The organism is bacterium (assembly GCA_036524115.1).
GTDB lineage: Bacteria > JAUVQV01 > JAUVQV01 > JAUVQV01 > DATDCY01 > DATDCY01.
This window is the reverse complement of record DATDCY010000339.1, coordinates 1-10,577: the sequence shown is the minus strand read 5'-3', so window position 1 is coordinate 10,577 and position 10,577 is coordinate 1. Positions and strand designations below refer to the sequence as shown.

Here is a 10,577-nt window from a genome sequence, read left to right as displayed (position 1 = left end):
CGAACACCTGCCGCGCGAGCGGCCAGCGGCCCGTCGCGCCGCCGGCGGCCGACACCGCGTTGGGCCCGTGCTCGCGCAGGCGGCGGCTCGACTCCGCGGGCGCAAGCCCGCGCTCGGCGTCGGCGCCGAGGCGGTGAAGGACGACCTCCGTGTCGTCCGCATGCCAGAGCGTGAGCACGGCCGGCTTTCAGAGCTCCTCTTCGCGTGCGATGGTCCGGGCCGAGACTATAGCACAGCCCCGCCGCGGCGCTCCGGGGGCCTCTGCTATACTGCGGCGCATGGAACGCGAGGAGCTCACGCGGCTGCTCCAGCAGGTGCGCCGCGGCTCGCTCGGCGTCGCCGGCGCCCTCGAGCGGCTGCGCAACTGGCCCACGGAAGAGCTGGGGTTCGTGGCGATCGACCACCACCGGGGGCTGCGCCAGGGGCAGGCCGAGGTCGTCTTCTGCCAGGGCAAGCGGCCGGCGCAGGTCGCGGCGATCGTCGGGCGGCTGCTTGCGGCCGGAGCCAACGTGCTGGCCACCCGCGCGACCCCCGAGACGTGGGCCGCCGTCCGTGCCGCGGTGCCGCGGGCTCGCTACAACGAGGCGGGCCGCGTGATCACGGTCTCGCAGCGGCCCCCGGCGCGCACCCGCGGCTTCGTCCTCGTCATGACCGCGGGGACGGCTGACATCCCGGTCGCCGAGGAGGCGGTCGAGACCCTGCGCGCGCTCGGCAGCGGCGTCCGCACCGCTTACGACGCCGGGGTCGCCGGCCTGCACCGCATCCTGCGCCATCGGGACGCGATGCGGCGCGCGCGCGTGCTGATCGTCGTCGCAGGCATGGAGGGGGCGCTCGCGAGCGTCATCGGCGGCCTCGTCGACCGCCCGCTCGTCGCGGTGCCGACCAGCGTCGGCTACGGTGCGGGCGCCGGCGGCATCGCCCCGCTGCTGACGATGCTCAATTCCTGCGCCGCCGGCGTCGGTGTCGTGAACATCGACAACGGCTTCGGCGCGGCCGTCCTCGCGCACCGCATCAACCTCCTCGGCGAGGGACGGCGGCGATGACGCGGACGGCGCTCGTCAACGCCTTCTCGGGCGCGAGCGGGGACATGTTCCTCGGGGCGCTCGTCGACCTGGGCCTCGACCCGGCCGACCTCGCGGCGGCCCTGCGTCGCCTGCCGTTGCCCGGGCTGCGCCTGGAGGCGCGCACCGTCGAGCGCCACGGACTGCGCGCCTGCAAGGTCGACGCCTCCTTCGACGGCCCCGAGCCGACGTTCCGGACGCTCGCGCAGGTCAAGGAGGCGCTGCGGGCGGCGACGCTCGACCCAGCGGTCCTGCGCGAAGCCGGACGCGCCTTCGAGCGGCTGGCCGGCGCCGAGGCCGAAGCGCACGGCGCCACCCCGGGGACGGTCCACTTCCACGAACTGGGTTCCGCCGACACGCTCGTCGACGTGGTCGGCACGCTCTGGGGCTGGCGCACGCTCGGCATCGGCCGGGCGTTCGCCGGGCCCGTGAACCTCGGCGGCGGGACGGTCCGCGGCGCGCACGGGGTCTTTCCCGTGCCCGCGCCGGCGACCGCGCGCCTGCTCGCCGGGCACACGGTCATCTCCGACGGCGACGACGGGGAGAAGACGACGCCCACAGGCGCGCTGCTGCTTGCCGTCCTCACCGAGCCGTCCGCGGCGGCGCCGGCGTTCACGCTCGAACGCACGGGGTTCGGTGCCGGCGGGCGCGACTTCCCGGGGCGCCCGAACTGCCTCCAGGTCCTGCTCGGGGCCGCGGAGCCCGAGAGCGACGGCGAGCAGGTCGTCGTGATCGAGACGAACCTCGACGATCTCTCGCCGCAGATCGTCGCCTACACGCTCGAGCGCCTGCTGCGCGAGGGCGCGCGCGACGCCTTCGTGACGCCGGTGTTGATGAAGAAGGGGCGCCCGGGACACCTGCTCACCGTCGTCGCGCCCGAGGGCACGGAGTCCGCGCTCGGCGCGCTGCTCGTGCGCGAGACCGGCACGCTCGGCTACCGGGTGCGGCGGACGGCGAGGGTCGTCCTGCGGCGGCGCGAGACGCAGGTCGCGCTCGACGGCGGCACCGTCCGCGTCAAGACGGCGGACCTCGGCGGGGAACCGGTGCGCTTCGAGCCGGAGTACGAGGACTGCCGGCGCATCGCCGAGCGGACCGGCCGGCCGCTGCGCGAGGTCCTCGACGCGGCGCGGCGCGCGCGCCCCTAGCCGCGACATGGCGCGCGGCGCGCTTTCCGTGCGGCGGTTGCTGCTCGCCGTCGCCGTGGCGGCCGCGGTGGCGGTCGCCCTCGCCTCGTGGGACCGGCGCGCGGCGCGCGAACTGCTCCCCGACGGCGCCCGCGTCGCGGTGGAGCTGCATGGCGCGGGCAGGGTGCTCGCGCAGGTGGACGACACGCGCTTTGCCGCGGCGTTCGCCGCCGGCCCGACGTATTCCTGGCTCGAGCGCAGCGAGGCGGTGCGGGTGCTCGACGATCTTCGCGCCGCGATCGGTCGCGTCACCGGCTTCACCCCCGGGCGCCGCGGCCTCCTTCTCGACCTCGTCGGCACCGATGCGGCCGCCGCGTGGTATTCGGGCGACGGCCCGCCGCCGCAACCGGATGCCGACGTCCCCTGGATCACGGCCGGACGACTCAGTCTGCGAGGCTGGGCCCTCGCCGCGGCAGGGCGCGCCGCGCTGCGCGCCGGCTTGCTTGGCGCCGGCGTCACCCCCGAGGACCTCGGCGGCACGACGGTCGTCACCGTCGGCGCGGGCGCTGGCGCGATCCGTCTCTTCGTCTCCGGCAGACTGCTCGTCGTCGGCAGCAACCCGGACCTGACGCGGCAGGCGGCCCGCCTCGCGGGGGGCGCCGGGGACCGCGCCCTGACCGGCAGCGAGGACTGGCGGCGCGTCGCAGCGGCATTGCCCGAGGGCGGGACGTTGCGCCTGTTCGCGCGCGGCGGCCGACTGCCGCAGTGGACCGCGGGCCCCTCGGGCGCCCCCCCTGCGGCGGCAGGCGCGGTTGTGGCCGCGGGACAGCCGGTGACGGTGGACGTCTTCGTCGACGCGCCGGGCGCGAGCGCGCGCCTCCAACCCGGCGCGAAGCCGCCCCTGCCCCTCGCACTGACGGGCATCGCCCCCCTGCTCTCCCATGCGGCGGCGGGTCCGCCGCCCGCCTTCCTCGCGGACTTCCTGGCGGAGCGCGCCGCAGCCGTGGCCCGGCGCCAGGGCGTGGCGGGGGCCTGGCTGCCGGCCCTCGGCGACGGGTTCGCGTTGGCGATCACGTCCGTCGAGGAGGCCGGGCTCTTTCCGCGGCCGCACGGCCTGCTCGCAATCGCGATGCGGGACGGCGCGGCGGCGCAGGAGGCGCTGCGCCGTCTCTTCCCCCCCGACGCGCGGAGCGCCACGGCCGGGCGCTGGGGCACCGCGCTGTCGACGCGCGAGTCCCTGCCGCTCGCGGGGGAATTCGACCTCTGGGGGGCGGCGGCCGGCGGCCGGCTCGTCCTCGCCACGCAGCCGGCGCTCATCGAGGCGCTCGGGCCCGACGCCGCGCCCACCGGCGCCGTGCCGGCGCTGCCGGCGGGCGCGGCGCTGGAGTCCGTCTCGGCGATCGATGTCGCGCGGCTGCTCCCGGCCGTGCGCCGCTATGCCGCGCCCGTCGCGGGATTGCTGCGCGCACGACAGCGGGGCCTCCCCGACGTCGCGCGCGACCTCGAGCTGATCGCGGCGGTGAGAACCGCCGGCGTCGCCGCCGGCTGGACGCAGGCCGGATCACGCTCGCGGATCACGCTCGCGGTCGGTGACCTGCCGGCGCGCTAGGGCGGCGCACTTGCCGGGCCGCGGTCCCATGCGGCATACTCCCCGACGGATCCCATGAAGAGGCATCATCGCGCGCCGTCTGCCGTCGGCCTCCGCGTGCGCGCCAGCGCTACGATCGTGGCGCTGTCCGCGCCCGCCGCGGCTCGCGCGGCAGCAGACGCGGCCCCGGCGGGGCTCGAGGTGGTCGACGCGGCCTCGCGCACGGCGGTCCTCGTCGTGGCCCTGCTCGCCGTCGTCGTCCTGCTGCCCGTCGCGTTCCTCGTCTACCGCAGGCTCTTCGGTGAAGTCCGCGCCAGCGCGGCCGCGCCGGCGGCGGATCCGCTCGCGCAGGCACAGACGGAGGAGCGGCGGGGCAACTTCGCCGCGGCGGCCGCCCGGTACGAGGAGGCGGGCGATTCCTTCAAGGCGGCGACCTGCTGGGAGCGGGCGCGCGAGTTGCCGCGCGCCGCCGACTGCTACGAGGCGGCCGGCGAGCTCGAGACCGCTGCGGCGCTGCATGTCCGCTCCGGCGGCTCGCTGCGCGCCGCGGGCATCTACATGCGGACGAAGAACTACGTCGAGGCGGCGAAGATCTTCCGCAACAAGGGCGACCACCTGCGCGCCGCCCAGGCGCTCGAGCTCTTCGGCAACGCGGTGGCGGCCGCGCGCGAGTACTCCGCCGCCGGCAACCACGCCCGGGCGGCGCGGCTGCTCGAGGAGGAGCGGATGTACGCGGAGGCGGCGGAGGCCTACCGGCCGCTCCTCGGCGACGCCGGGGTCACGGCGCGCAACGCGGAGCAGCACACGACCCACGCTGCGCTGCTCGCGCTGGCCGGAGAGCGTGAGCGCGCCGCGGAGGCGTACCGCGCCGTCCTCGCGGCGGTGCCCGGGCACCTGCGCGCTGCCTCCGGCCTGCAGTCGCTGCTCACGCGGGCGGGCGCGGTCGCCCAGGGCGCGCAGCCACAGCGGCCGCGGCCGGCACGGCCGGCCCCGGCGGACATCGACCTCGAGGTCGAAGAACTCGAGCTGGCCCCCGAGCCGCCGCCGTCCCCCGAGGATCTGGCCGCGATGATCGAGGCCGACGAGGGCGCCGACCGGGGCGCGCCGGGCGAGCGCGTCTTTTCCCTCCGGAGCATGATCCACGCGGGGCGGATGGAGCCGCGCTACTGCATGCGGCTGTGGGTGCAGGCGATGCGCGCGCTCGCCGAGAGCCACCGCGCGAACGTGCTCTACGGCTGCCTCACGCCGGAGGCGGTCGCGGTCGACATGGAGAACAACATCCGGATCCAGGGCGCCGCCACCCCGGCCGAGCCGTACGCCTCGCCGGAGGTTCTCGCCGGGCTTCCGCCCGACCGGCAGGCCGACATCTACTCGATGGGTGTCATCCTCTTCGAACTCCTCACCGGCGGCACCGACCACCTCGGCCGCCGGCGCGTGCGGGAACTGGTCCCGGACGTGCCGCCGTGGCTGGACGAACTGGTCGAGCGCTGCACCGAGAAGAACCTCACGAAGCGTTTCCGCACGACGGAGGAGGTCTCGGCCGCCCTGCTCAAGCTCAAGGGCGCCGCGCAGGGGTAGGCGGGACGCTGATAAGGGCCCATCTGCGGCGTTGGGCTCCTCGCGTCTGCCTGCGGCGGGCACGAGCCCGCCTCAGCATCCGCTTCGTCGCCCTCCTTGCATCTGGACCCTTCTGAGCGCCCCGCCAAGCCAACGCCAAAGCCGGCGTCCTTCCGGGTGCGCAGCCCGAAGCTTGACTACTCCGACAGGCGGGGGTCCAACGCGTCTCGCAGCCCCTCCCCGAGCATGTTGTAGCCGAGCATCGTCAGCGTGATCGCGAGGCCGGGGAAGAACGAGAGCCACCACGCGACGTCGATGTTGTCCTTGCCCGCGGTCAGGATGTTCCCCCACGACGGCGTCGGCGGCTGCACCCCCAGTCCGAGGAACGAGAGGCCGCTCTCCGTGAGGATGGCCCCGGCCACGCCGAGGACGGCGGCGACGAGCACCGGTGCCATCGCGTTCGGGAGGATGTGCCGGAAGATCAGCCGCGCGTCCCCGGCGCCGAGCGCGCGCGCCGCGACGACGAAGTCCCGCTCGCGCAGGGTCAGGAACTCCGCGCGCACGAGCCGGCAGACGCCCATCCAGCCGGTGACGCCGATGACGAACATCACGTTCCAGATGCTCGGGCCGATGAAGGCGATGACCGCCAGGATCAGGAACGTGCTCGGGAAGCAGAGCATGATGTCGACGAAGCGCATCACCACCGCATCGACGAGGCCGCCGAAGTAGCCGGCGCAGGCCCCGAGCGTCGCGCCGATGAGCACGGCAATGCCGACCGACACGAAGCCGACCGCCAGCGAGATGCGCGCGCCGTAGATCAGGCGCGAGAGCACGTCCCGCCCCAGGTCGTCCGTCCCCAGCAGGTGCGCGGCGCTGGGGCCCGTGAGGATGGTCCGCGCGTCGATCGCCGTCGGGTCGTGCGGCGCGATCCAGGGGGCCACGAGCGCCGTGGCAGCCAGCAGGGCGACGAGCACGAGGCCGGCCATCGCCAGGCGGTTCTCCCGCAGGCGCGCGGCGAGCAGACGGACGAAGCGCCGTCGGTCCGCGTGACTCGCGGCGCGGGTCATCGCCGCCGTCAGCTCCTGCCGCCGAAGGAAATCCGCGGGTCGGCGACGACGTAGCCGACGTCCGCGAGCAGGTTGCCCACCAGCGTCAGCACCGCCGAGATGACCAGGTTCCCGAGGATCATCGGGTAGTCGCGCGCCATGACCGCCTGCCACATGAGTTGGCCGATCCCGGGAATCGCGAAGATCGTCTCGAAGATCACCGAGCCGGCGATGAGGCCCGGGACGGAGAGCCCGAGGATGGTGATGATCGGCAGCACCGCGTTGCGCAGCGCGTGCCGCCAGATGACGCTCCCCTCCGGCACCCCCTTGGCCCGGGCGGTTCGCACGTAGTCCTGGCGGACGACTTCGAGCATCCCCGAGCGCATGAAGCGCGAGATGCCGGCCAGCCCGCCGATGCTGCCCACGACCACCGGCAGCACGAGGTGGCGCGCGAGGTCCAGCGCGCGGCCCCCGGGGCCGAGCAGGTCGTGGTTGACCGAGCGCAGTCCCGAGATCGGCAGCCACCCGAGCTTCACGCCGAAGAGGATCATCGCCAGCAGGGCCAGCCAGAACGTCGGCACCGAGAAGAAGAAGAACACCGCGACGGTCGAGCCCTTGTCGAAGAGCGAGCCGCGCCGCACCGCGGCGAGGATGCCGACCGGGATCGCGATGGCGAAGACGAAGATCTCCGAGAGCACGTTCAGACCGATCGTGACCGGCATGCGCTCGAGGGTCTTCTCCAGCACCGGGCGGCGGTCGGCCGAGAACGAGGTCCCGAAGTCCAGGCGCGCGAGGCGCGAGACCCAGCGCCAGTACTGCACGTGCAGCGGCTGGTCGAGGCCGTAGAGCTCGCGCAGGCGCACCTTGGCCTCGAGCGAGGCCTTCGGGTTGAGATCGGTCATCATGTCCGTGGGCTCGCCCGGCGCGAGGTGCACGACGAGGAACGAGATGACCGTGATCCCGACGAGCAGCGGGATCATGAGCAGCAGGCGCCGGGCGATGTAGACGGCCATCGGAGGCCTATTCTAGTGAAACGGGCGGGGCCGCGCCAGCGGACACGCGGATCCCGGAAACGACGATCGGCCCCGGGGCCGGCGTGCGGCGCCCGGAGCCGATGCGCGGCGGGCGCCGAGGCCCGCCCCGAGGCTTACAACCCGGAGGTGTCGACGTCGGTGCCGGTGCAGTCCTGCTTCGTGAGCTCCCAGTCGCGCCGCGCCTTCTCGAAGGTCCCGAGCGCTGCGGCCTTGGCGAGGTTGTCGACGTCCGAGCCCTCGATGGCGACCCCGCCGGCCTTGCGCAGCGCCTCGAGGTCCTTCCTGATCGCCTCCGGCAGGTCGCGCAGGTCGCGCCCGAAGGCCTTCTCCGCCAGCCGCGCGTCCACCTCGGCCTTGCCCTTGCCGGCGACGCCGAAGAAGACCGAACCCGCGCGCACGACGATCGCGATGTCGTCGTCGGTCTTGCTCAGGGTGAGCACGGACCAGTCGTCGGAGTCCTCGTTGGCGACGACCGCCTTGCGGTAGTCCTTGCTCCACTCGACCGCCTTCTCCTTGTCGACCTGCGCCTTGATGAGCATGCCGCCCATGGGGCAGAAGTCCTCGCCGGCGAACGCCGGCACGGCCGCCGCGACGAGCACCCCGGCAGCCGCAACGGCCACCGCCTGCGCCAGAATCGAACGCTTCATCACTCCGCCTCCTTCTCTGTGATGGTCGGTTGCACGCACCCCTTCGACGGTGTGTACCCCCACCGCCCCGGCGATGTTACTGCTGCTCCGGGGCCTCCGGCTCCTGCTCCGGCTCCGGCGGCTGCTCGGGTTCCTGCGACTCCGCCGGCTCCTCGAGCTCCTCGGGCGCCTCGAGCGCGGAGGTGTCGACGTCGGTCCCGACGCAGTCCACGGTCGAGTGCTTCCACTCGCGCCCCTCCCTCGCGAAGACACCGAGGGCGACGGCAGCGGCCAGATCCGCCACGTCGCGCCTGTCGAGGTTCACGACGTCCGCCCGCTGCAGCTCGTCCAGGTCCTTCTTGACGGCGTCCGCCAGGTCCCGCAGCTCGCGCCCGAACGCCTTCTCGGCCTCGCGCGCGTCGATCTCCCCGTTGCCCTTGCCGGCGATCCCGACGAAGACGAAGCCGGGCTGCACCAGGATCGCGATGTCGCCGCCGGCCGCGCTCTGCGCGACCACGGACCACTCGCCGCCCTCATCCTCGACGACGGCCGCATTGCGCCGCTCCTTCGCCCACGCGATGGCCTTGTCCCTGTTGACCTCGGCCTTGACCTGCATCCCGCCCATGGGGCAGAAGTCTTCCTCTGCGCGCGCCGGCGCGGCCGCCGCGAGCACCGCAGCGGCCCCCAGGACCGCCGTCAGCGCGAGAACCGGGGCCTTCATCGTCTCTCAGCCTCCCTCCGGGGCGGGCGCGCCGCGCCTAGCGCGCGTACTTCTGCTCGCCCCGCGGCACCCACCACTTGATGAAATTGTACGATATCCCGGCCGGCGCGGGGGCGATGCCCCGGAAGCGGGCCGCGACGATCGGCAGCGCCTCCGGATCGTAGAGAAAGACGTACGGCTGCTCCTCGGCGAGGACCTCCTGAAGACGGAAGTAGGCTTGACGCCGCTGCTCCTGGTCGAAGGTGCGGCGACCCTTTTCGAGCAAGGAGTCGACCTCGGCGTTCTTGAAGGAAACGTGGTTGAGCTCGGCCGGCCCCGTCTTGGAGGAGTGCCAGATATCGTACTGATCGGGGTCGCGCGAGAGCGACCAGCCAAGGATGATGGCGTCGAACTTCCTCGGGTTGACGAACTCCTTCAGGAACGCCGCCCACTCGACGACCCGGATCGAGACGTCGATCCCGACCGCCTTGAGGTTCTTCTGGATGATCTGCGCGCATTGCTCTCGCGTCTTGTTGCCCTGGTTCGTCATCACCGTGAACGCCAGACGCTTGCCTCCGTTCATGAGGACACCGTCGGGGCCCTTCGAGTTCCAGCCGGCCTCGGCGAGCAGCGCCTGCGCCCGCGCCGGGTCGTAGGCGTAGCGCTTCACCTGCGGGTTGTAGGCCCAGGTCCCCGGCTTGTAGGGGCCGGTGGCCTCCTGCCCCAGGCCGAGGAGCACGATATCGATGATCTCCTGCTTGTTGACGGCGTGGGAGATCGCCTGGCGCACCCGCTTGTCCTGGAACAAGGGCAGCTTGAGGTTGAAGCCGAGATAGGTGTAGGCGTCGGCGAGGTAGCGGTACTTGCGATAGTTCTTCCTGAAGAACTCGGTGTCCGTCTGGCGCGCATACTGCGCCGGGAACAAGGACATCTCGTCGAGGTTCCCTGCCGAGAGCTCGAGGAACATCGTCGCGCTGTCCGGGATGATCCGGTAGAGGTAGCGGTCGATGTTCGGCCGCCCCTCCCAGTAGCCGTCCCAGGCCTCGAGGACGATCTTCTCGCCCGTCTTCCACTCGGCGAAGCGGTACGGCCCCGTGCCGACCGGCGCGCGCGCCAGCGGCGAACTCGTGAGGTCCTTGCCCTCGAGCAGGTGCTTCGGCATCACCGAGAAGCCCCAGGAGATGAGCGCCGGCGCGAACGGCTCGCCGTAGGTGACCCGGACCGTCAGCGGGTCGAGCACCTCGAGCTTCTTGACCTGCTTGAAATCCTCGCCGTAGGCGGTCGGCGTCTTGGGGTCGACCATCGTCCGGTAGGTGAACTCGACGTCCGCGGCCGTGAACGGCGCGCCGTCGTGCCACTTCACGTTCGGCCGCAAATGGAACGTGATCTGCAATCCGTCGGGCGAGACCTCCCACGAGGAGGCCAGTTCGCCCTCGATGTTCAGGTCCTTGTCGTAGCGGACGAGCCCGTTGTAGACGAGCCCGATGATCTCGAAGGAGGAACTGTCCGCGGCCAGCGCCGGCAGCAGGTTGGAGGCGTCGCCGATGCTGCCGACGACGATCGTGTCGCCCCGTTCCGGCCCCTGCTCCCCGCCGGCGGTGGCCGCCGGCTTCGGCGCCGGCTCCTCCCGGCGGCAGCCGGCGAGCGCCAGCGCCATCCCGATCGCGACGGCGCCCGCGAGGGCCGCGGTGCTTCTCCGGTGCAAGCCGCGGGCGGCGGCGCTCACGAGGGCCCTACTTGGCCTCGGGCGCCGCGGGCGCGGGCATCGCAGTGCACGCGTCGCTGGAGGACGACGGCCGGCGCCTGGTGCTCAGGCCGGACGCGCCGCTCCGCGGGTTCAC

Annotated in this window: 9 protein-coding genes; 4 read left to right on the top strand and 5 right to left on the bottom strand. The window is 73.2% G+C overall.

The annotated features are described in order from the left end of the window. Nucleotides 1–278 precede the first annotated feature (278 nt). The 4 genes from larB to VI078_16825 are packed head-to-tail and all read left to right on the top strand — an operon-like array spanning nucleotide 279 to nucleotide 5,351. Nucleotides 279–1,043, top strand: coding sequence for a nickel pincer cofactor biosynthesis protein LarB (gene larB / locus VI078_16840; GenBank protein HEY6000955.1), 765 nt, complete (start codon nucleotides 279–281; stop codon nucleotides 1,041–1,043). Further along, nucleotides 1,040–2,206 carry a nickel pincer cofactor biosynthesis protein LarC gene (larC, locus tag VI078_16835; GenBank protein ID HEY6000954.1) on the top strand — a complete coding sequence of 389 codons (1,167 nt, stop codon included), beginning with the start codon at nucleotides 1,040–1,042 and terminating at the stop codon, nucleotides 2,204–2,206. Before larB ends, larC begins: the two co-directional genes overlap by 4 nt. Nucleotides 2,207–2,213: 7 nt before the next feature. Further along, entirely contained in the window at nucleotides 2,214–3,794 is a 1,581-nt protein-coding gene (locus VI078_16830) for a hypothetical protein (protein ID HEY6000953.1), read from the top strand. Between the two features lie 54 nt (nucleotides 3,795–3,848). After that, complete coding sequence (locus VI078_16825; GenBank protein HEY6000952.1) at nucleotides 3,849–5,351, top strand: hypothetical protein; 1,503 nt, start codon at nucleotides 3,849–3,851, stop codon at nucleotides 5,349–5,351. Nucleotides 5,352–5,527: 176 nt separating this feature from the next. On the opposite strand, the gene VI078_16820 is transcribed toward VI078_16825, so the two are convergent. The 5 genes from VI078_16820 to VI078_16800 form a co-directional block, all read right to left on the bottom strand. Further along, nucleotides 5,528–6,397 carry an ABC transporter permease gene (locus tag VI078_16820; protein HEY6000951.1) on the bottom strand — a complete coding sequence of 290 codons (870 nt, stop codon included), beginning with the start codon at nucleotides 6,395–6,397 and terminating at the stop codon, nucleotides 5,528–5,530. Nucleotides 6,398–6,405: 8 nt separating this feature from the next. After that, on the bottom strand, nucleotides 6,406–7,389 hold the full coding sequence (locus VI078_16815; GenBank protein HEY6000950.1) for an ABC transporter permease: 984 nt from the start codon (nucleotides 7,387–7,389) through the stop codon (nucleotides 6,406–6,408). 134 nt (nucleotides 7,390–7,523) lie between these two features. Then, nucleotides 7,524–8,057 (bottom strand): hypothetical protein, encoded by a 534-nt coding sequence (locus VI078_16810; protein HEY6000949.1) that lies wholly within the window; start codon nucleotides 8,055–8,057, stop codon nucleotides 7,524–7,526. A 76-nt stretch (nucleotides 8,058–8,133) separates the two neighbouring features. Then, complete coding sequence (locus VI078_16805) at nucleotides 8,134–8,757, bottom strand: hypothetical protein (GenBank protein HEY6000948.1); 624 nt, start codon at nucleotides 8,755–8,757, stop codon at nucleotides 8,134–8,136. A 37-nt stretch (nucleotides 8,758–8,794) separates the two neighbouring features. Continuing rightward, complete coding sequence (locus tag VI078_16800; GenBank protein HEY6000947.1) at nucleotides 8,795–10,393, bottom strand: peptide-binding protein; 1,599 nt, start codon at nucleotides 10,391–10,393, stop codon at nucleotides 8,795–8,797. Nucleotides 10,394–10,577: the final 184 nt, after the last annotated feature.